Below are 21,413 nucleotides of genomic sequence, written 5' to 3' on the forward strand. Positions count from 1 at the left end.
CGGCCCGGCGACCGGTTTGGCGGCGGTGCGGCTTAAGATAGCAGCAAGGTAATGGGCGTCCGGAGCCATTCCATGTCCTGCAATATCCCTCTTTCCTCCAAACTGGACCTGATCGCCCGCGACGGCTACGCGCTGGCGGCCAGCCGCCAGCCGCGCTATGCCTTTTGCTGGCATGCGCACGACTGCGCCATGTTGCTCTGGCCGCGCAAAGGCGCACTGGACAGCGCGTGGGAGATCGGCGGCGCGCGACAGCATGGCCGCTTCACCCGGGGCCGGGCTTTGCTATTGCCGGCCTACGTGGCGCACAGCACGCGCTCGGATAGCGCCACACAGCAGCACGGAGAACTGTATTTGGCGCCCGAGTTATTGCGGGACTGCGAAGCACGGGGAGCATTGCAGGTGGATGGCGCCGCCCAGGCCATGCTGGATGCCCTATGGGCGCCCGCCCTGGCTTCCCGGGCGCAGCCGGGCCTGGTCCGTGCGCTGGTCGAACAACTGGCCGATAGCCGTCCGGCGGGCCCGATGCCGGAATCCCCTCTGATCTTGGCGCAGCGGTGGCTGAATCTGCTGGATCTGGCTCTGCGTGAAGGCCGGCCGCTGCCCGCCGTGGCCGAATCGGCCGCTTGGCTCGGCGTATCGATACGGACATTGCAGCGGGCCTGCTTGCACACTTATGGGCATGCGCCCGTCACCCTGCGGCGCATATGCGTTGCGCGCGCGGCCAGGCGCAAGATTTCCATGGGTGAATCGCCCGCTCGTGTAAGCGCCGAATTGGGATTCGCCAACAGCGGCCATCTGGGGCGGCTGCTGAAGGCTATCCCGGCATCCCATGCATATTCGATCAACGGGATGGCGACCGTTGCCCGCTCCGCCCGGAACTCCGGTAACAAAAGAAGATAAGCGTTATGGCGAGGAACCCCGTATGCTGGACTGTGCACCGCGCACATCGCACATTCAGGGAGTTCCATCATGGCCAAAGGTCAACTACGCGGCAATAAAGAAGCAAAAAAGCCCAAGCAGCCGCCCAAAGCTCCCCCCATTCCGGTATCCGGCTCTGGCATGTCAACCTCCAAAGGAGGATCGCAGCCATCGGAGTCCAAGCGAAAATAAGCCTCACGCCCTGGGACGACAAGACCCCAATCAGGCATGAACTTTTCGGTGGAGACCGGCTAGCCCAACATGCCCGCAGCCTGGCCGCGGCGCAGACGGTCACGCCCCGGCCGCGGCGAGTACCCCAACTGCGCAAGCGCCTGGACGACAATGCCGCCGTCCTCCTGGCGGCATATCGCGCCAGCGCGTTGGAAATCGAAAGCGGTCGCGGCGTCGAGCCCGCCGCCGAGTGGCTGCTCGATAACTACCACGTAGTGGAAGAGCAGGTGCGCCAGATCCGCGACGATCTGCCACCCGGCTTCTATCGCCAATTGCCCAAGCTGGCGGACGGACCATTCACGGGCTATCCGCGTGTATTGGGCATGGCATGGGCCTTCGTGGCCCATACCGACAGCAACTTCGATCCCGCAACCCTGCGCCGCTTCCTGTCGGCGTACCAATCGGTGCAGCCCCTAACCATCGGCGAGCTGTGGGCCGTGGCCATTACCTTGCGCATCGTGCTGGTCGAGAACCTGCGCCGCCTGGCGGAGGAAATCAGCGCGGGCCGCAAGGCGCGCGATAGCGCCGACGAACTGGCCGACTCCCTGCTGCGCGCGGGAGCATCGCGCACGACGCTGGGCTCGGATGCCGCCAGCCGCTCGCGGGGACCGTTGTCCGAAATGTTCGCCGCGCAGCTGAGCAAGCGATTGCGGGACCACGATCCTCGCGAAACACCGGCCCTGGCATGGCTGCAGGAAACCCTTGCGGAGCAAGGCAGTTCCCGGGATACGGTGGTCGAACAGGCGCAGCAGCGGCAGGGCGCATCGAATGTCAGCGTGCGCAATGTCATCACCAGCATGCGGCTGATCTCGGATATCGATTGGGCCGACTGGTTCGAAAGCGTCAGCCTGCCCGACGAACGCCTGCGGCGGTTCAGCGCCTTCGCGGACATGGACTTCGCGACGCGCGATCTGTACCGCAAGGCGATAGAAGACCTTGCACGGGGCTCGTCGCTGACCGAATTGCAGGTGGCGCAAGCGGCGCTGGACGCGGCGGAAGCGGCCGCGTCCAGCGCCGCCGAAGAGGAAAGGGCGCGGGTCGGAGACCCCGGCTATTACCTTATCGCGCAAGGCAGGCCGGCGCTGGAGGCCAGCGTCGGCTACACGCCGCCCTGGCGTCGCCGCGTGGACCGGATCGCCATACGCAGCGGCAACGCTGGCTATATCGGCGCGATCATGGCCGCGAGCGCGGGGCTGGCCGCCCTGGCATGGTGGGCGCTCTGGTCGCCCGGGATGTCGGCCGGCTGGATGGGGGTATTCCTGTTCCTGGCGCTTTTCCCGTTCAGCGAGCTCGTTACCGCCATCCTGAACCGGATCATTACGTGGAAGCTGGGGGCGACGATGTTGCCCGGCATGGACCTGACGCGCAATGTCCCGGAGGAACACAGGACCCTGGTCGCGGTGCCCACGCTGTTGACGAGCAAAGCGGAAATGCTGGCTCAGATCGAGCAACTGGAGGTCCTCTACCTCTCGGGATCCGGCGGCGACCTGGTGTACGCGCTGCTTGCCGATGGCCCGGATGCGGATACCGAGACCACCCCGGCCGATGCACCCATACTGGCCGCTGGCGCCGCCGCCATGACGCAGCTCAACCTGCAGTACGGCCCTGCCCCGGGAGGCAGCCGGTTTCTGCTGCTGAACCGGCGCAGGCTGCTCAACCAGGTCGAAGGCAAGTGGATGGGCTGGGAGCGCAAGCGCGGCAAGCTCCACGAATTGAACCGGCTGCTGCGCGGCGCCCGCGATACCAGCTACACGCCCATTCCCGGCCTGGCACAACAGCTGCCGGCGAACGTGCGCTACGTGCTGACGCTGGACGCGGATACGCGCCTGCCGCGCGACGCCGCCCAGAAGCTGATCGGGAAAATGGCGCACCCGCTGAACCGGCCGCGCTTCGATCCCGTCCAGCAGCGCGTCGTCGAAGGCCACGCCATCCTGCAGCCCAGGGTGACGCCTTCGTTGCCGGCGCACCGCGCCGGCTCCGCCTACCAGCGCTTGTACTCCAGTCCGGCGGGACTGGACCCCTACGCCGCCGCCGTTTCCGATGTCTACCAGGACTTGTTCGGCGAAGGCTCCTACACCGGCAAGGGCATCTACGATATCGATACCTTCGAGGCGGCGCTGGCCGGCCGGGTGCCCGAGAACACCATGCTTAGCCATGACCTGTTCGAAGGCGTATTCGCGCGGGCCGGCCTGGCCTCCGACATCGAAGTTGTCGAAGAGTTTCCCGCGCGCTATGACGTGGCGGCCAAGCGCACCCATCGCTGGACGCGCGGCGACTGGCAGTTGCTGCCCTGGCTGTTCGGACGCCCCGCCGGCCGTCGCGCCGTGCCGCAGGTCGGACGCGGCAAGATGCTGGACAACCTGCGCCGCTCGCTGCTGGCCCCCGCGACCTTTCTGGCATTGGGCGCGGGCTGGATGCTGCCCATGCCGGCGGCCGCGCTCGCCACCTTGCTGATCGTGCTGTGCCATGGCATCCCCGCCGCGCTGCCGTCGTTCAGCTTTGCCGTATCTCGGCGCAGCGGCGTATTGCTGCGCAATCGCGCCATGCTCTTCGGCCAGGACCTGGCCCTTGCGGCGGAGCAGATCCTGGCGTCATTCGCCTTCCTGGCCGACGGCGCATGGAAGATGGCCGACGCGATCTCCCGCACCCTGTTCCGGCTGCTGATCTCGCACCGCCATCTCCTGGAATGGACGACCGCCGCGCAGTCGGCCGGCACGGCGCGGCTGGACCTGGCGGGTATCCATCGCATGATGTGGCAAAGCGTCTGCCTGGCGCTGGCCATGACCGGCGGCGTGCTGCTCGCCCGACCGGCGTCCTGGCCCCTGGCCGTGCCGTTCGCGCTGCTGTGGCTGGCCGCGCCGACCGGCGCGTGGTGGATAAGCCGGCCGCGCGCGCTCGCCGCCGAACTGCGCGTGTCGGCTTCCACTGCCCTATCGTTGCGGCGCACGGCCCGCAGGACCTGGCGGTTCTTCGAGACGTTCGTGACGGCGGACGACCACATGCTGCCGCCCGACAACTTCCAGGAAACCCCCAAGCCTGTACTGGCCCGCCGCACCTCGCCGACCAATATGGGCCTGTATCTTCTGTCCATCGTCGCGGCACGCGACTTCGGGTGGACGGGCACGCGTCGCGCGGTCGAACGCCTGGAAGACACGCTTGCCACCATGCGCAAGCTGGAGCGGTACAACGGCCACCTGTTCAACTGGTACGCCACCGATGACCTGCGTGTGCTGGCGCCCGCCTATGTGTCGTCGGTCGATAGCGGCAACCTGGCCGGCCACTTGATTACCCTGGCCAACGCCTGCGACGAATGGGTGGACCACTTTCCCAATCCGGATACGCGCGGCGGCCTGCTCGACAATCTGGCCTTGGCGCGCGATGCGCTGGCCGGGATGATGGCGCCCGGCGATGAACGCCTGCAGCAGCTCACGGCCTCGTTGGACGAGATGCATGGGCTGTTGCAAGGCCACCAGGATATGGCGTCCCTGCTGCCGGCACTGGGACGGCTGGCGACGAAGGCCGCCCGGTCGGCCCGGGCCCTGGTGCCCGCCGATATGGACGGATATGGCACGGACCTGACGTTCTGGACCGACGCCCTGGCGAACGCGGCGCAGGAGTATGGCGACGATGCGGAAACGGCCGCCCACCGTCCGGCCGAACTCAATGGTCGCCTGCGGGCCGTGGCGCGGACCTCTCGCGAGATGGCCCTGGCGATGGATTTCGCGTTCTTGCTGGATCCCGAACGCAAGCTGCTCTCCATCGGCTATTCCTTGGCCGACAACCGCCGCGATACCTCCTGCTACGACCTGCTTGCCTCGGAAGCCCGGCTCGCCAGCCTGTTCGCCATCGCCAAGGGCGATGCGCCCTCGCGGCACTGGCTGCGCCTGGGCCGCACGTGCACGCCGGTCGGCCGCGGCTCCGCGCTGATCTCGTGGTCGGGCTCGATGTTCGAATACCTGATGCCGTCATTGATCATACGCACGCCGGCGGGCAGCCTGCTGGAGCAGACCAACCGCATGGTGGTGCGGCGACAGCGGCAGTACGCGGCCGGCCTGGCGATTCCGTGGGGCTTCTCCGAATCCGCCTACAACGCACGCGACATGGCCTTTACGTACCAGTATTTCAACTTCGGCGTTCCCGGCCTGGGGCTGAAACGCGGCCTGTCCGACGACCGGGTCGTGGCGCCCTACGCCACGGGCCTGGCGGCGATGATCGACCCCGAAGGCGCGCGCGAGAATTTTCGCCGCCTGGCGCAGCTGGGCGCGTTGGGCCGCTACGGCTTTTATGAAGCCCTGGATTTCACGCCATCCCGATTGCGCGAGGAAGAATCGGTGGCCATCGTGCGCAGTTTCATGGCGCATCATCAAGGCATGACGATCGTCTCGATCGCCAATGCCTTGCTCGATGGACGGATGTGCGAGCGCTTTCATCGCGAACCCATGATCCAGGCCTGCGAGCCTTTGCTGCAGGAACGCGTACCGCGCGATATCGCGGTGGCCCATGCACGTGCCGAAGAGGTCAAGGCCTCGCCGGCACCCGCGGACGGCGCGACCAGCGCCATGCGCCGCTTCGAGCACCTGCCGGCCGGCCCCCCGCATACCCATTTGCTCTCCAATGGGCGCTATACCGTCATGCTGACCACCGCAGGCGGGGGCTACAGCCGATGGGGCGAGACCGCAATCACGCGCTGGCACGGCGACCCGACGCGGGACGATTCGGGCTCCTACCTGTTCCTGCGCGATATGCAGCAGGGCACCACATGGTCCGCCGTGCCGGAACCGGCCTGGACGGATGTGGACCAGATCAAGATCAGCTTTTCCGAAGACCGGGCGGACTTCATGCGCCGGGACGGATCGCTGACGACGACGACACATGTGCTGGTGTCGGGCGAAGACGACGGCGAAGTGCGCCGCGTGTCGCTGGTGAACAGCGGGCGCCGCGCGCGCGAGATCGAGCTGACGACCTATGCCGAACTGGTGCTGGCCACGCCCGCCGCCGACCGCGCCCATCCCGCCTTTTCCAAGATGTTCGTGGTGACGGAGTTCCTGCCGGACTTCGGGGCATTGATCGCCACCCGGCGCCCGCGATCGCCGGACGAGCCCCGGGTGTGGGCCGCGCATTTCGCGGTGATCGAAGGCGAAGCCATCGCGCCGGTACAGTACGAAACCGATCGGGCGCGCCTTGCCGCCCGGGGCGCGCCCGGGCACCTGTCCGGCAGCCTCGCCCAGGGACGCCCGCTATCCAACACGGTCGGGACGGTACTCGATCCCGTGTTCTCGCTCAGGCACAGCGTGCGGGTGGCGCCGGGCCACTTGGCGCGGGTGTCCTTCTGGACCTTGGTGGCCCACACGCGCGAAGCGTTGCTGGACCTGGTGGACAAGCACCACGACCGCAGCGCTTTCGAACGGGCCGAAACCCTGGCCTGGACACAGGCCCAGGTCCAGCTGCGCCATTTGGGCATGCATGCCGATGAAGCGGCCGCCTTCCAGCGGCTTGCCGCCCCGCTGCTGTACCCGGACTCACGGTTCAGGCCGCCGTCGGCGGCCATCGTCCGCGGCGCCGGCAGCCAATCCGGGCTATGGCCGCACGGCATATCGGGCGATCTGCCGACAGTGCTGCTGCGCATCGACGATGTGCAGGACATATCGCTGGTCAGGCAAATGCTGCGCGCCCATGAATATTGGCGCATGAAGCGCCTGGCGGTGGACCTGGTCATCATCAATGAGCGCGCTTCCTCCTACACGCAGGACCTGCAGAACGCCATCGATACGGCCGTGCGCAGCAGCCAGGGGCGGCCGGGGTTCGGCCAGGAGATGGCGCAGGGCTCGGTGTATGCGCTGCGCGCCGATCTGATGACCGTCCAGGCCCTGGGGCTGATACAGGCGATGGCCCGCATCGTGCTGCTGGCGGTACATGGATCCGTCGCGGACCAGTTGGCCCGTATCGTCGACGCCACGCCCCGGGTGCAACCGAAATGGCGCCCTGCGCCCCTGCCGTTGACGAAGGTCTTGCCCGATCAACCCGCCCCGCCCGGCCTTGAGTTCTTCAATGGCCTGGGCGGATTCGACTCGGACGGCAAGGAATACGTCATCGGCCTGCACGGGGGCCTGGATACGCCGGCGCCGTGGATCAATGTCATCGCCAATCCGCGGTTCGGCTTTCAGGTCTCCGCGGATGGCGGCGGCTACACCTGGTCCGAGAACAGCAAGGACAACCAGCTGACACCCTGGTCGAACGACCCGGTGGCGGACCCGCCTGGCGAGGCGTTTTATCTTCGCGATGAGGCCAGCGGAGATCTCTGGAACCCCACGCCATTGCCCATACGCGATGACGGCAGCTACATCGTCCGCCACGGTTTCGGCTACAGCCGCTTCGAGCATCACCATGGCGGCATTGCCAGCGAACTGCTGCAATACGTGCCGCTGCAGGACCCGATCAAGATATCCCGCCTCACGCTCGTCAATCACTCGGACCGGCATCGTGAACTATCGATCACCGGCTATGCGGAATGGGTGCTGGGGACGGCGCGCGCCGTCACGGCGCCGTTCCTGATTACCCGCATCGACGAAGCCACCGGCGCCATGTTCGCCACCAATCCGTGGAGCCTGGGCTTCGGGCAGCGCGTGGCCTTTGCGGACATGGCGGGACGGCAGACGTCCTGGACCGCGGACAGGCGCGAATTCCTGGGTGACAACGGCGCCGCCGCCATGCCGTCGGCGCTGGTGGGGGAAGTCGCGCTATCGGGCCGCTGCGGCGCGGCCCTTGACCCGTGCGCGGCCCTGCAATGCGCGATCGAACTGCAGCCGGGCGAGTCGGTGGAAATCGTTTTTTTCCTGGGCCAATGCGACTCGGCCGAGGAGGCCCGCACACTGCTGGCGCGCTATCGGCGGCAGGACCTGGACGAGGTGCTCGGCCAGGTAAAAATGCATTGGCAAACGCACTTGGGCGCCATTCAGGTGAAGACCCCGGATCGCGCCATGGACGTCCTGTTGAACGGCTGGCTGCTTTACCAGACGATCGCCTGCCGGCTTTGGGCCCGCTCGGCGTTCTACCAGTCCAGCGGGGCGTACGGGTTCCGGGACCAATTGCAGGACAGCATGGCCCTGGTCTTCACCATGCCCGGCGCAGCTCGCGAGCAGCTCCTGCGCGCCGCCTCCCGCCAGTTTGTCGAAGGCGACGTGCAGCATTGGTGGCTGCCGCAATCGGGACAGGGCGTGCGTACCCGCATTTCGGATGACCGGGTATGGCTGGCCTACGCAGCGGCCCATTACACGGCGCGCTGCGGTGACGAGGCGGTGCTCGACGAACAGGTCCCCTTCCTGCAAGGTCCGGCCCTGGGCGAAAAAGAGCACGACGCATTCTTCCAGCCCGCGCTGGCGGAGGAATCCGCGTCCTTGTTCGAGCACTGTGCGCGCGGCCTGGATCAGAGCATGGCGCTGACCGGGGCGCATGGGCTGCCCCTGATCGGCACCGGCGATTGGAACGACGGCATGAGCCGGGTGGGACAGGCGGGCCGCGGCGAAAGTGTATGGCTGGCCTGGCTGTGGCTGCGGACGGTGGATATGTTCGCGCCGTTGGCCGACGCGCGCGATCCCATCCGCGCCGCGCGCTGGCGCGGACATGCCGACCGCCTGCGCGAGGCGATCGAAACCCACGCGTGGGACGGCGAATGGTATCGGCGCGCGACGTTCGACGATGGGACCTGGCTCGGCGCCCGGGACAGCGAGGAATGCAGGATCGATTCCATTGCCCAGTCCTGGGCGGTGCTATCCGGCGCCGCGCTGCCCCAGCGCGCCGCCATGGCCATGGCCAGTCTGGACCGATACCTGGTCCGGCATGAAGACGGCATCGCCTTGCTGTTCACCCCGCCCTTCGACCGTATCGACCATGATCCGGGCTACATCAAGGGATATCCGCCGGGCCTGCGGGAAAACGGCGGCCAGTACACGCACGCCGCCCTCTGGGCGGTCCTGGCCTACGCCAGGATGGGAAACGGCGATAAGGCCGCGGAGCTGTTTTCGATGCTCAATCCGGTGAACCATGCGCGCACCCTGGCGGACGCGCAGCGCTACAAGGTCGAACCCTACGTGGTGGCGGCGGACGTGTATTCCGTGGCGCCGCATGTCGGCCGCGGGGGATGGACCTGGTACACCGGGTCGGCGGGCTGGATGTACCGCGCGGGCATCGAAGGCATCCTGGGCATACAGCGCGCGGGCGGCCTGGTAACTGTAAATCCCTGCATTCCACGCGCCTGGCCAGGGTTCGATGCATCCCTGTCGATGGAGGGTAGCCGCCATGAAATCCGCGTTGAGAATGTTTCGGGACGGGGCCGTGGCGTGTCGGCGGCCTACCTGGACGGCGTGCCCTTGGTATGCGAGGGCGGCGAGGTAGCTTTGCCGCTGGACGGCCGGCGGCATAGCGTGGTGATCACGCTATAGATTGGATGTTTCATGTTTGATTCTGTGGAGGGCTCTCGCGATGCAAAATCTGCAAGAAGCCACCGAACGTATTTGTGAACTCAAGGGAAACCTGATCGCGATGGACGTCCTGCTGCCGGTGCTGCTGAAAACGCTGCCACCGTCCGCCCACGATGCCCTGGCGCGTTCGTTCGAAACGCATGCCGAGGCGGCGCGGACGGTCATTCTTAACTCGGCGCTTTCGGAGCACGTGCTGGCCGCTTTCGAGCGCGAGATCGCCAGGACCCAGGCGGTCCTGGCGGGGATCGCCCCCGTGCCCGGCCTGCCGGACACTCCCTCTGGCACCGAGGCGGTCCTGCTGGCGACGACGCGCGTCAGCACCTTCTTGGGCCAGCAGAGCTTATCCGGCGCGAGCGGCTTCTTTTTCCGCCGCGACCAGCGCCTGTTCCTGGTGACGAACCGCCATGTTTTCGTCGACGAAACAAGCGGCCATTTTCCGGACCGCGTCGAGATCGAAGTGCATACCGACACGCAAGACCTGACCAGGTACGTGACTTTCTCGATCCCCCTCTATCGCGACGGCCGGGCGCTGTGGATCCAGGCCAGCGACAGCGCGGGCACCGTCGATGTCGCGGCCATCGAAATCGAAACCGGCCGCCTGCCTGAACGGTCCGTGTTGCAGGCGTTCGACCCGGCACACCTGGATCCGCAGGGAAACGAAGTCGCGCTCGGAGACGCCTTGACCGTCATCGGCTTTCCGCTGGGATTCCACGATACGGTCCACCACCTGGCCGTCGCCCGGGGCGCCTCGGTCGCTTCGGCCTACGGCGTGCGTTTCCAGCAGCAGGGCTATTTCCTGACGGATGCCAGGACGCACCGCGGCAGCAGCGGTTCCCCTGTCCTGAGACGCCGCAGCGCGCAGCAGCCAGGGCACTCCGCCCTGCCATGGCAACTGCTGGGCGTACATTCGACCCGCATGGATATGCGCACGCGCGACCTTGTGGAAGACGAGTCGCTCGGCCTGAACTGCGCATGGTACGCAGACGTTCTGATGACGCTTACGCGCGCCAAGTAAAAGAGCGCGGGCGCCGATCGGGCAATGGCAAGGCCGGATCCGCCCGCCGTCACCCCGGCGCGGCCTGGCCGCGCCGGGAGCAGCCGATTTCCGCCATCCGGAGCCCACCATGTCCCAACAACCCTTCTTCGATCATGCGTCATCCTCGGTTCGCTTCTGGGTCCAGATCGACGCGCACTGGGTCGCCGCGAGCATACGCAAGGAGGTCCTGCACTACTACTACCGTCCCGATGCCCAAGGCGAGGATCCCATGGAAACCTACCGCAGCCATCGCGACGATATCGAGGCGGCGGTCCGGCAACGCATCGCGCAGGGTGCCCGTGAACCTGTGATGGTGCGGGAGACCGATCTTCCGCCCCCCTAGGGGGCGTACCCCCTATCCGACTGCGGGTAAACGAGCACAAGTAGACGATTTGTTCTAGAAAAAGTATTCTACGCGGCAATTTTGTTCTTCGCGCCGCCCCAGTGACCATCACCCCTCCCTCCACCAGGCCCACGCCCGCCGAACTGCATGTGTTGCGGGCGCTGTGGGCGATCGGCCCCGCGACCGTGAAGCAGGCGCACCAGGCCATGCAGAGGGAACGTCCCGACCTGAGCTATGCCGCCGTTCTGCGGCAGATGCAGATCATGCATGCCAAGGGCTTGCTCAACCGCGATGCAAGCGAGCGATCGCATGTCTACGCGCCAGTCCATACCCAGAATGCGCTGCAGGCAGGCTTATTGAAGGACTTGATCCAGAAAGTCTTTTCCGGCTCCGGCAAGGCACTGGTGCTGGCCGCCCTGCGCGCGCACGTGACGCGCGAAGAGCGCGCGGAGATCGAACAATTCCTGCAAGGGGAAAGACCGTGAACGGCCCCGCTTTCGCAAAGACCGCGGCAGGCCGCCCCTGCGTCCTCGTTCCCTTATCCCACAACATCATGATGCCGCCGTACATCGCGCGCAATACCGCGCTTGCGCACGGCGCCGCCTTCCCATGGCCCCTTTCCCCTGACCATGCCTGATTTCCTTCTTCCATTGCGCGCCCTCGCGCGCCGGGTCTCCACCGGCCTCATCCTGCACGGCGCCGCGGCGGCCTTCCTGGCGCTGCCCCTGGCGGCGCATGCCGGCACGGCCGATACGTCGCAAGGCACCCACAAGGCCAGCGCCAAAAAGGCGGCTGTGAAAACCACCGCCGCCAAGAAGACCAGCAAGATCATCTATCGGTCCCGTTCCCACGGCAAACCGGCGGTGCACCATCGTGCCGGCGCGCACCGTGCGGTCGCGTCGCGCACCGCGCTGGAGCTGGATCCCTACGCCACCCGGCCGTATGCGCCGGACGGCAGCACGCTGCACTCGGAAGTCGCCTACATGGTCGACGAAGCCAGCGGCCTGCCGCTGGTGGACAAGAATGCCGACGAGGTCGTGCCGATTGCCTCGATCACCAAACTGATGATGGCGATGGTCGTGCTGGACTCCGGCGCATCCCTGGCCGAGCCGATCCGCGTCACGGACGAAGACCAGGACTTCGAGAAGCACACCGGATCCCGCCTGCGCGTGGGCTCGGTGCTGTCTCGCGAAGACATGCTGCACATTGCGCTGATGGCATCGGAAAACCGCGCGGCCGCGGCGCTGTCGCGCTACTACCCCGGCGGCAGGCCTGCCTTCATCGCCGCGATGAACCAGAAGGCACAGTCCCTGGGTATGACCCATACCCATTTCGAGAATCCGGCGGGGCTATCGAAGTACAACGTGTCGACCGCGCGCGATCTGGTGAAGATGGTCCAGGCCGCCGCGCACTATCCCCTGATCCGCTTGTATTCCACCGACCAGAGCTACACGGTGAATACGGGCAAAGGCGTCCTGGATTATCGCAGCACCAATATCCTGCTGGGCAAGCCGGACTGGGATATCGGCCTGCAGAAAACCGGCTTCATCAATGAATCGGGGATCTGCCTGGTGATGCAGGCAACCATCGAGGACCGCCCGATCGTCATGGTGCTGCTGCATTCCAATCGCCGGCACGCGGACTTCATGGACGCGGAACATCTGCGCACCGCGATGCTGAAGAACGCATTCCCCGTGGCAAGCACCCAGCGCAATTACGCCAACGCCGACGCGCATCCGATGTAATGGGGAAATCCGCTTCCTTGGCGCTCCGGCAGGACGGCGACGCCACGGCGAAACGTTCGGCCGTGGCCGATATCGCGGCGGACAGCGGCCTGATCGTCGGCATCGACGGCCTGGCGCGCCCCCCTTGGGCCGCCGTGGATCCCCTGCTCCAGGCTTACTACGACACGGAATGGGGCATGCCGGTACGCGACGAGCACGGGATGTTCGAGCGGCTGGTGCTCGAGGGCTTTCAGTCCGGCCTGTCGTGGGCGACCATCCTGCGCAAACGCGAGGCCTTCCGCAAGGCCTTCCATCGCTTCGATCCGGACAAGGTCGCCGCCTACACCGAAGCGGATGTCGATCGGCTGCTGGCCGATGCGGGCATCGTCCGCAATCGGGCGAAGATCCTGGCCACCATCAACAACGCCAGCGCCACGATCCGGCTTCGCGACGATGGCGGGCTGGCGGCTTTCATCTGGTCTTTCCAGCCCGCGCAGACGCCGGCGCCGCGCACACTGGCCGAAATACCCACGATATCCGAGGCCTCGATCGCCCTGAGCAAGGCGCTGCGCAAGCGCGGCTTCGCTTTCGTCGGCCCCACGACCATGCATGCGCTGATGGAAGCGACCGGCATTATCGATACCCACCTGGTGGGCAGCCACCGCCGCGGCGCTTCCGGGGTGTGGCCGAAGTAGGCAGGCCGCATTTACCCAGCACGGCCCGCCGGGCCGACTCGGTCAGGTTCCCATGCGCAACGGCGCTGTCAGCTTGCGTAGCGTGGCCAGCACGCTTTGCGCCGTGATGCGTCCGGTCTTGGGGTTTTCCGACGGGATGTTCTGGATCTCCATCGAAAAAGTCGCCGCGTCCGAATCCACTTCCACGCGATGCAGATTGCGTTCCAGCGAAGGATCGGCCCAGATTTCCAGCGTGGTCTTGTCCGGACCGATGCCCGCCAGTGAAACGCTGACGGCGACATTGAGATTGGCGGGGAAGCCGATGGCGGCCTCGCGCGGCGAACCGCGGAAGACCAGCGTGGGCTGGGTGACATTCGACAGATCGATATTGTTGGCCTCGAGATAAGGCGCGCCGAGCAAGCCGCGAGGGGGCTTGCGGGTAATCATGGTCACCGAACGGATCTTCCCTTCCGCCGCGGCGGTCAGCGCGTCCAGGCCCAGGATGGCGCCCGACGGCACCAGGATCTGCCCACCGCTGGCCCGCGCCGCTTCGATCAGTTCGGGATGCGACAGCAAGGCGCCCGAACTGAGCACGACGGCCTTCTTGCCGGCGCGCAGCACGGGGCCGATGGCCTGCGCGAATACCGCGGCGGGCGCGCATTCCACGACGACATCGCACAAAGGCTCCAGGCCGTCCAGCGTGGTGATCGCCGGCGGCTTGCCTTGCCAGGAAACGGCGGCGTGCCGCGAAGGGTCGCGTACCGCGACGGCAGCCAGCGTCATGCCGGGCAACACGCCCGAATCCAGCGATTTGGCCACCGATTGCCCGATGGCACCGAAGCCCGCGATACCGATACGTATTCCGCTCATGAACATCCTTGTCCGGGCGCGGCGCCGTTGCAGTCATCGATAGCGGCCGCATCCCCATTACCGTGGTCGGGATCCTCCACCTGCACCGTCACATGGGAAATGCCGAAGCGTTCCGCGACCCGCTGCCGCACCGCGCGGATGACGTCGCCCGCCGCGACGCCTTCCCGGGGAACGACATGCAAAGTCAGCAAATGCTGCTCCGACGTGATCGACCAGGCGTGGATATGGTGCGCGACGCGCACCACCGCGACATTCTGCTCCAGATCGGCCTTGATTGCACCCGGCTCCAGGCCCGGCGGCGTCCCTTCCAGCAGGATGTGCCCCGTCGAGCGCACCAGATGCCACGCGCTTTTCAAGACGATCAGGGCCACGAAGATGGAAAGGATGGGATCGATCGGCGTCCATGCCGTCAGCATGATGACCACCGCCGCCACGATGGCGGCCACCGAGCCCAGCATGTCGCCCAGTACGTGCAGCAGGGCGCTGCGCGTGTTCAGGTTGCTTCGGCTGCCGCCTGTCAGAACGAAGAAGGCCACGATGTTGGCCGCCAGCCCGGCGATGGCGATGGCCAGCATGGTGCCGGCCATGACGTCGACCGGTTGCCAAAAACGCTGGATGGCTTCGCCCATGATCCAGGCAGCGATGGCGAACAGGGCGAGCCCATTGACGAAGGCGGCAAGGATTTCCAGGCGCCGATACCCGTAGGACATATGCTGGGTCGCCGATCGCCGGCCGAAGCGCAGCGCGACCAGGCTGAAGCCAAGCGCCGCCGCATCGCTGACCATATGGCCCGCATCCGCCAGCAAGGCCAGCGAACCGGAAACCAACCCGCCGGCGACTTCGACGATCATGAACAGGACGATGATGGCCAGCGCCCACGCCAGCCGCCGCTCGTCAGCCGTGCCGACGCCGTGGTCATGGCCGGCATGGCCGTGCGCTGCATGACCATGGCCCGGCTTCCGTTCGCCGGCAGGCGCATGGCCGGAAGCGCCCTGTCCATCGCCGTGCACCTCGTGCCCACCGACCCCATGGGCGGGGCCGGCGTGCGGTCGATGATGTTCTTCAGCGTCGTGGCGATGGGGCATTCCGCGGACTCCAGGATCGGGCTTCGTGTTGCCGAATATACCCGGCGGCGATGGCGCGACGAGATGCCATGGTGAGTTTCATTGATTCCAGACAAATCATCCTTATCCGAGACAGCTGCGCTCGAACCCAGGCCGTGGCGGCGGTAACCGATCTACCGGTGATTCCATCGAGGCATCGCTCCGGCCGCACCGTTTCGTGGCGCCGGAATTCCAACCCATCCAACGTCGCACACCATGCCAGCCATCAATGCCAACACCGTCAGCCGCAGCGCCGACAATCTCGCCCGCACCGATACGCCGCCGCCAGCCGGCAAGCTCGGAGACCATTGCTTCAAGGCGAACGATCTAAAGAATTCCGCCCGCGCCGCGAAATCCCCCAAGCCCCCCGTCCCGGCCCCGCGAAGATTAATTCTGGTCAACAGCCAGGACGCGGCGCCGGCCGCCGCCCGCGACCCCGCTGGATCCCTTGCCAGCACACCGGATTCCGGCCTCCATTCGGCATCGCCGCCGAGCACGCCAACCGGATCCTATCCGGCCAGTCGCCATCTTGCCGGCGACCCGTTATGGCGCCAGGCCGATGACCAGGGTTCGTCCCGCAGCCGATCCAGCACGCGCTCGGACAGCAGCGACGCGCGCAGCGATGCCCCATCGAACTTTCCGGACTCGCCGGACTATCCGGACCGCGTCAATCCCTTCGGCGACGGTATGTCCGTCGATTCGTTCGACCTGGATCCAGCCCAGGACGCAACGTCCGTTGGCACGGACCGCTCGAATGCGCCGAGCCGCGGCGAGCCCCCTCCCGTGGCAGAACCCGCGGTGACCATCGACATGCAAACCAGCGTGCAGGAAGAGCGAACAGGCCCGCACGTCGACGGGGCCACTCCGCCGCCCGGCGATACCGCGCCCCCGCTTCAGCGGTCGACCGCGCGACGTGCGCCTGCCGGTGCCGGACGCATTCCGCCGGGCGCGGTTCCCGCCGTGGCGGACGGTATTTCCCACGACCGGGCACAAGCGCCTTCGCGCCCGCCTGCCGTGCCGGCCGCCGCGAGATCGCCCGCCGTCATCGCCAGCGCCTATCAGCATCAGGATGTCGACATCGCCATCCAGGCTCTGCGCACCGCCCTCGATCAGGCGTCCGTGCAAACCCCGGTCTCGTCCACCCGGCCCGCACGGTACACGGGGGCCCGCCAACTGCGGGCCATTGCCCGCGCCCAGCGGCATTCCACGGATGCCCTCCATCATCGCGCGCTGGATTTCTACCAGGCGCTGGTTACGCTGTCGCGTCCCGGCCAGTATGACGGGCCGAGCACATCGGCCCAAAAGCGCGCGGCGCTGGCGCTGGCCGCTTTGGCGCAACGCGCGGCCGCCGAAGGCTATGAAGCCGTCGACACGGACCTGATCAAACGCGTGCTGACGCCGATGCTTCACAGCCTGCCCGCGGAAACCCTGTGCGAACTGGGCCGATTGAATGACCGTAGCGACGGCTTGGGCGATACGCTGCTGCGCGACGCCGGCAAGCTGCTCGGCGCCGGCACGCGCGCCCAGACCCCCAAGGCGCAACAGGCCGCCCGCGAACGGGAAATCGCATCGATCCTGCTCGGCGTCGTCGCCGAGCTCGCCCGCGAACACGCGCGCGCCGCATCCTGGGACCGCCAGGTGGCGGCGGCGCTGGAAGCCGCCCGCAACGGGCAGCATCAGCAACTTGATGGCGCCCTGCGTGAAATGTGGCAAGGCGAACTGCGGACCGCGAAAATCGACACGCCTCGCGTCAGCCGGCTGAAGGACCTGGTGGGACGCCTGTCGGAGGGCCAGCGGCATGCCTTGGCCACGATGCTGGGCGCGACGAGGCCAGCGGACGCCACCACGGCGACGTTCGACGAGTTCCAGGCACACCGCCTGGCGGAGTTCGAACGCGACACGGTCATACAGCGCCAGATGCTCGGCTTCATCGACCATCTGCGGACCGCCAGCCGCGCCGCCCCGCAGGGCGGCGTGAACGCCGGGGCGACCTCGTCCCGGCACCGGCCCGACGCCAATACCGACGCGACCGAGTACCCGGAACCCATCACCCCGCCGGCAACGTTCCAGGCCACCTTCCAGCGTGTGCGCGACAGCGTGCTTTCGACATTCCGGCGCAAACCCACCACCCGCGATGCTGCCAAGGCGCAGATCAATCAGGCGGTCCGTACCCTGATCGCCGGCGATCGCCTTACCGCGGACCAGCTGGAAGCACTGCGTTCGACCAGCCTGCAACTGAACGGCAAGCTGGGACAGGCCAGGGGCACGGCCTTCCATGGCGTGCTGATCCAGGCCCAGCTGAGCCGGCTGGATCCTGGCCAACTGGCCCAGCTCGAGATCAATCTGGCAGCGGCGCGCGATAGATCGCGGTCCTCCGCGGAAGAAGACGCAACCCTGGAAGCGTTCTACGACACGCTACAGGAAAGGTTGGAACGAGAAGCGGGGATCCGTCGCGGCGCCGCGGCCCTGGGCCAGGTACTGGCGGCACTGCGCCAGCCACGGCGCCCGGAAAAGCTGCTGAGCGCACTGGATATGCTGGCCGATGCCCAATACCAGGCGCCGGCCAGGCAAAGCGAGCTGGACTTCTGCACGGATGCCCTGGGCCGCCTTGGCGATGCCGCCCGCGTAACGCTGCAGAAGCACCTGCAGGGACGCCAGGACGTCCAGCGTCATATGCGGCGCATTGACGACCAGGTCGGCTACCTGCCCTCGGCGTGGCTGCAATACCGACGTAGCCAGTTGGAAACCCTGGCAATCGCGGCGCGCGCGCCCGCATAGTCCACGGGTCGCGAAAACGCCAACCCAAGGGGATCCGCATTACCAGATCCCCTTGCCGCCCGCCGCGCTGCGCCTGGATTGAAAAGCCTCCACCAGGAAATCCACGAACACACGCACCTTCGCCGATAGATGGTGGCGTGTCGGGAAAACGGCGTAGATGTCGGCCGGCGGCAGCCGGTAATCCTCCAGCACCCACTGCAAAAGCCCGCTACGCAAGTAGCGGGCAAGGTCCCACTCCGCCCGCTGCAGGATGCCCAGCCCAGCCGTGGCCCACGTCAGGGTCACCTCGCCGTCATTGCTGCTAAGGTTGCCCTTCACCTTGACCGTCTGCGTTTCTCGCCCCTTGGTGAAGCGCCAAACGCCATACGCGGATTCATTCTGGCGCAGCACGATGCATTGGTGGCGCAGCAGGTCGCGGGGCGTCTTCGGTATCCCGTGCGTTTTCAGGTAAGCGGGCGATGCGCATACCAAACGCCGATTCGGCGCGATCCTGCGCGCGATCAAGCGCGTGTCGGGCATTTCCCCGAACCGGATGCACACGTCGAAGGCCTCTTCCACGAAGCTGGCCGGCGTATCGCTCAGGTGCAGCTGCACGGCTGTTTCGGGATGCGCTTGCGAGAACGCCGCGATGACGGGCGCGATATAGGTGCGGCCGAAACCCAGCGGCGCATTCACCTTCAGCAGTCCTTGCGGACGCACCCCGCTGCTGGCGACGAGCTCATCGAGCTCTTCGATCTCGCCAAGGATGCGGCGAGCGTGCTCCAGGTACAGCTCGCCTTCGGCGGTCAGGCTGATCCGGCGCGTCGTTCTATTGAGCAGGCGCACTCCCAGGCGGGTTTCCAGCTGCCGCAGGCGCTTGCTGACCGCCGCGGTGGTCAACGCCATTTCGCGCGCCGCGCCGGTAAGGCTGCCCGCCTTGACCAATTCCACCAGCAGGACGAGTTCGTTGGAATGACCCATGACCCATTGTTAACCGGAAAGAAAAAGCAATTTGAATTATGGCGCGTCCGCGGGGCGGCGCACCAGTCCATATTTCCCCTTCGAAAGCGGGCGCGGGGATAACCGGCGACACCGCCCGCGGCGTGCATCAAGGGCAGGATCCGCCTGACGAGCGCCGCACACGGAACCCGAGCAGAGGAGAATTCATGCGTGAATACAGCATCGCCGCCATTCCCGGGGACGGCATAGGTTCGGAGGTCATCGCGGCCGGGCTGGAAGTACTGCGGGCACTCGCCGCAGCCGACGGTGGCTTCGGCCTGCGCATCGAACACTTCCCATGGAGTTCGGCGTACTACCAGGAACACGGCCACTACATCCCTCCCGACGGCCTGGCGCGCCTCAAGGCCTTCGATGCCATCTTCTTCGGTGCTGTCGGCGCGCGCGAGGTGCCGGATCATGTCTCCCTGTGGGGCCTGCGCCTGCCCATCGCGCAGGGCTTCGACCAGTACGCCAATGTACGGCCCGCCCGCGTACTGCCCGGCGTAAAAAGCCCGCTGGCCGACGGCAAGGACATCGATTGGGTCATCATCCGCGAAAATTCCGAGGGCGAATACGCCGGCAACGGCGGCCGGGCGCATCGCGGCCTGCCGATAGAAGTGGGTACCGAAACCGCCGTCTTCACACGCGCGGGCGTGGAACGCATCCATCGCTTCGCCTTCAACCTCGCGCGCGGCCGGCCCCGCCGGCACCTCACGCTGGTGACCAAGTCGAATGCGCAGCGCTTCGGCATGGTGATGTGGGACGAGATCTTCTACGAGGTCGCGCGCGACTTTCCCGACGTCAGCACCGACCGGGAACTGGTGGACGCCGTCACCACCCGCATGGTGCTGAAACCCGCCACCCTGGACGTGGTCGTCGCCACCAATCTGCACGCCGATATCCTGTCGGACCTGGCGGCTGCCCTGTCCGGCAGCCTCGGCATCGCGCCCACGGCAAACCTGAACCCGGAGCGCAGCTTTCCCTCGATGTTCGAGCCGATCCACGGCTCGGCCTTCGACATCACCGGCAAGGGCATCGCCAATCCGATCGCCACATTCTGGACGGCCGCGATGATGCTTGAGCACCTGGGCGAACCTGCCGCGTCTGCCCGGCTGATGAAGGCCATCGAAAGCGTGACCGCGGCTCGTGTCTTTACCCCCGACCTTGGCGGCAGTGCGACCACGGCGGACGTTACCCGGGCCGTACTCGCGGCGCTGGGCCGAATGGCCTGACGCGCGGCGCCCGCAACCGCCGCCGGACAACGATAACTACCGGCGGCGGCCACCGCAGACCAACCAGAGGAGACAACAATGCCTGACATCCTGCGCGCATGCGTCGCCGCGGCCGCCCTATTCCTGGCGGGGGCCACCGCCTCGGCGCAATCCTATCCCGACAAACCCATCCGCCTGATCGTGCCCTTCCCGGCCGGCGGTACCACGGATATCCTTGCCCGTACGGTGGGCCAGCACCTGACCCTGGCCTGGGGACAACCCGTCGTCATCGAGAACCGGCCCGGGGCCGGCGCGACCATCGGCGCCGACGCGGTGGCCAAGGCGCGGCCGGATGGCTATACGCTGTTGATGGGGGCGGTGCACCACACCATTGCCGCCACCTATTACAAGCACCTGCCCTACGACGTCCAGAAGGACCTGACGCCGGTATCGGTGGTCGCGATCGTGCCGAACGTACTCGTCGTGCGTCCGGACCTGCCCGTATCCAACGTCCAGGAACTGATCGCCTACGCCAAGGCCAACCCCGGCAAGCTGACCTACGCCTCCAACGGCGCGGGCACCGCGCACAACCTGATCGGCGAGCAGTTCAAGTCCATGACGGGCACGGACATCATGCACATTCCCTATAAGGGCAGCGCACCGGCGCTGACCGACCTCATGGGCGGGCGGGTCACGATGATGTTCGATACGGTGTCCTCATGCCTGCCCTATATCAAGGCGGGCAAACTGAAGGCATTGGCGGTGGCCACGTCGACGCGGTCCAGCGTGCTGCCGGAAGTGCCCACGTTGTCCGAGGCGGGCCTGAAGGGATTCGATATCGCTTCGTGGTTCGGCGTGATGGCACCGGCCGGCACCCCGCCGGCGATCGTCGAGAAACTAAGCGCGCAGATCGACAAGGACCTGGCCGACCCGGAGGTACGCAAGCAATTGCTGCCCCTGGGCGCCGAGCCGGTGGGCGGCACGCCGCAAGCCATGAAAACGCGGATCGATACGGAAGTGCGCGCCTACGGCGATTTGATGAAGCGTGCCGGCATGCAGGAACAATAAGG

At 66.6% G+C, this 21,413-nt stretch carries 13 protein-coding genes; 10 read left to right on the plus strand and 3 right to left on the minus strand.

Annotated elements, in window-relative coordinates:
- Positions 1–72 precede the first annotated feature (72 nt).
- The 7 genes from CAL28_RS26455 (at position 73) to CAL28_RS26485 (ending at position 13,424) form a co-directional block, all read left to right on the plus strand.
- Positions 73–900, plus strand: coding sequence for an AraC family transcriptional regulator (locus tag CAL28_RS26455; RefSeq protein ID WP_094844074.1), 828 nt, complete (start codon positions 73–75; stop codon positions 898–900).
- 179 nt (positions 901–1,079) lie between these two features.
- A complete protein-coding gene (locus CAL28_RS26460) occupies positions 1,080–9,587 on the plus strand; it encodes a GH36-type glycosyl hydrolase domain-containing protein (RefSeq protein WP_094844075.1) in 8,508 nt (2,835 codons plus the stop codon).
- 40 nt (positions 9,588–9,627) lie between these two features.
- Positions 9,628–10,641 carry a S1 family peptidase gene (locus CAL28_RS26465; RefSeq protein ID WP_094844076.1) on the plus strand — a complete coding sequence of 338 codons (1,014 nt, stop codon included), beginning with the start codon at positions 9,628–9,630 and terminating at the stop codon, positions 10,639–10,641.
- 109 nt (positions 10,642–10,750) lie between these two features.
- A complete protein-coding gene (locus CAL28_RS26470) occupies positions 10,751–11,005 on the plus strand; it encodes a DUF1488 family protein (protein WP_094844077.1) in 255 nt (84 codons plus the stop codon).
- A 101-nt stretch (positions 11,006–11,106) separates the two neighbouring features.
- The gene (locus tag CAL28_RS26475) at positions 11,107–11,490 is read left to right on the plus strand and encodes a BlaI/MecI/CopY family transcriptional regulator (RefSeq protein ID WP_094844078.1); all 384 of its coding nucleotides are present in this window, start codon (positions 11,107–11,109) and stop codon (positions 11,488–11,490) included.
- A gap of 144 nt (positions 11,491–11,634) precedes the next feature.
- The gene (locus tag CAL28_RS26480; protein ID WP_094844878.1) at positions 11,635–12,750 is read left to right on the plus strand and encodes a serine hydrolase; all 1,116 of its coding nucleotides are present in this window, start codon (positions 11,635–11,637) and stop codon (positions 12,748–12,750) included.
- Positions 12,751–12,812: 62 nt separating this feature from the next.
- Complete coding sequence (locus tag CAL28_RS26485; RefSeq protein ID WP_440588447.1) at positions 12,813–13,424, plus strand: DNA-3-methyladenine glycosylase I; 612 nt, start codon at positions 12,813–12,815, stop codon at positions 13,422–13,424.
- A gap of 42 nt (positions 13,425–13,466) precedes the next feature.
- Here CAL28_RS26485 and CAL28_RS26490 read toward each other — a convergent pair whose 3' ends face one another.
- Positions 13,467–14,273, minus strand: a complete 807-nt coding sequence (locus CAL28_RS26490) for an aspartate dehydrogenase (protein ID WP_094844080.1) — start codon at positions 14,271–14,273, stop codon at positions 13,467–13,469.
- The gene (locus tag CAL28_RS26495) at positions 14,270–15,358 is read right to left on the minus strand and encodes a cation diffusion facilitator family transporter (RefSeq protein WP_094844081.1); all 1,089 of its coding nucleotides are present in this window, start codon (positions 15,356–15,358) and stop codon (positions 14,270–14,272) included. The genes CAL28_RS26490 and CAL28_RS26495 overlap by 4 nt, the downstream gene beginning before the upstream one ends.
- Before the next feature lie 234 nt (positions 15,359–15,592).
- Between CAL28_RS26495 and CAL28_RS26500 the strand changes: the two genes are divergently transcribed.
- A complete protein-coding gene (locus tag CAL28_RS26500) occupies positions 15,593–18,154 on the plus strand; it encodes a hypothetical protein (RefSeq protein ID WP_094844082.1) in 2,562 nt (853 codons plus the stop codon).
- Positions 18,155–18,193: 39 nt separating this feature from the next.
- On the opposite strand, the gene CAL28_RS26505 is transcribed toward CAL28_RS26500, so the two are convergent.
- Positions 18,194–19,114 (minus strand): LysR family transcriptional regulator, encoded by a 921-nt coding sequence (locus CAL28_RS26505; RefSeq protein ID WP_094844083.1) that lies wholly within the window; start codon positions 19,112–19,114, stop codon positions 18,194–18,196.
- Between the two features lie 185 nt (positions 19,115–19,299).
- On the opposite strand from CAL28_RS26505, the gene CAL28_RS26510 reads away from it, so the two are divergent.
- Together CAL28_RS26510 and CAL28_RS26515 are read left to right on the plus strand one after the other, a co-directional pair.
- Complete coding sequence (locus tag CAL28_RS26510; RefSeq protein ID WP_094844084.1) at positions 19,300–20,364, plus strand: tartrate dehydrogenase; 1,065 nt, start codon at positions 19,300–19,302, stop codon at positions 20,362–20,364.
- A 78-nt stretch (positions 20,365–20,442) separates the two neighbouring features.
- Complete coding sequence (locus tag CAL28_RS26515; protein ID WP_094844085.1) at positions 20,443–21,411, plus strand: tripartite tricarboxylate transporter substrate binding protein; 969 nt, start codon at positions 20,443–20,445, stop codon at positions 21,409–21,411.
- The last annotated feature ends 2 nt before the right edge of the window (positions 21,412–21,413 follow it).

Origin of the sequence: Bordetella genomosp. 11 (assembly GCF_002261215.1) — a bacterium.
Lineage (GTDB): Bacteria > Pseudomonadota > Gammaproteobacteria > Burkholderiales > Burkholderiaceae_B > Bordetella_C.

Bases quoted from the DNA above. Each gene is read 5' to 3' on its own strand.
- CAL28_RS26455 (WP_094844074.1), top strand. From the start codon at position 73: ATGTCCTGCAATATCCCTCTTTCCTCCAAACTGGACCTGATCGCCCGC.
- CAL28_RS26465 (WP_094844076.1), top strand. From the start codon at position 9,628: ATGCAAAATCTGCAAGAAGCCACCGAACGTATTTGTGAACTCAAGGGA.
- CAL28_RS26470 (WP_094844077.1), top strand. From the start codon at position 10,751: ATGTCCCAACAACCCTTCTTCGATCATGCGTCATCCTCGGTTCGCTTC.
- CAL28_RS26480 (WP_094844878.1), top strand. From the start codon at position 11,635: ATGCCTGATTTCCTTCTTCCATTGCGCGCCCTCGCGCGCCGGGTCTCC.
- CAL28_RS26490 (WP_094844080.1), bottom strand. From the start codon at position 14,273: ATGAGCGGAATACGTATCGGTATCGCGGGCTTCGGTGCCATCGGGCAA.
- CAL28_RS26495 (WP_094844081.1), bottom strand. From the start codon at position 15,358: ATGCCCCATCGCCACGACGCTGAAGAACATCATCGACCGCACGCCGGC.
- CAL28_RS26500 (WP_094844082.1), top strand. From the start codon at position 15,593: ATGCCAGCCATCAATGCCAACACCGTCAGCCGCAGCGCCGACAATCTC.
- CAL28_RS26505 (WP_094844083.1), bottom strand. From the start codon at position 19,114: ATGGGTCATTCCAACGAACTCGTCCTGCTGGTGGAATTGGTCAAGGCG.
- CAL28_RS26510 (WP_094844084.1), top strand. From the start codon at position 19,300: ATGCGTGAATACAGCATCGCCGCCATTCCCGGGGACGGCATAGGTTCG.
- CAL28_RS26515 (WP_094844085.1), top strand. From the start codon at position 20,443: ATGCCTGACATCCTGCGCGCATGCGTCGCCGCGGCCGCCCTATTCCTG.